The sequence below is a fragment of the Shewanella electrica genome (genome assembly GCF_022321485.1).
GTDB classification, from domain to species: Bacteria; Pseudomonadota; Gammaproteobacteria; order Enterobacterales; family Shewanellaceae; genus Shewanella; species Shewanella electrica.
Genome location: NZ_JAKOGG010000831.1, coordinates 1 through 231, shown reverse-complemented (window position 1 = coordinate 231; position 231 = coordinate 1). Strand labels below are relative to the sequence as shown.

Below are 231 nucleotides of genomic sequence, written 5' to 3'. Positions count from 1 at the left end.
ATTTATTTGATGTATGAATCCAAAACTTCGCATGCTCTTTAGAGGGAATGATACCATCCCACAGGGATATCTGATTCAAGGAATTCTTAGGAGTTTCATACTCAGCAGCTAGAAAAACAAAAACCTGTTTTGTGTTCCATGTGAAAAGGGACTGCAAATCTGCAGATATATTCAGTGTCATGCTGACCTCGTCATTGCCATTGGGCTGTTTCTGAAACCAGTTGATGTTCA

1 protein-coding gene is annotated in these 231 nt (G+C 39.4%); it reads right to left on the bottom strand.

Features of this window, described 5'->3' with window-relative positions; translation table 11 throughout:
• The coding region (locus tag L9G74_RS24740; protein WP_238899121.1) for a signal peptidase complex subunit 3 family protein at nucleotides 1–181 on the bottom strand (181 nt) is incomplete at its 3' end.
• Nucleotides 182–231 lie beyond the last annotated feature (50 nt).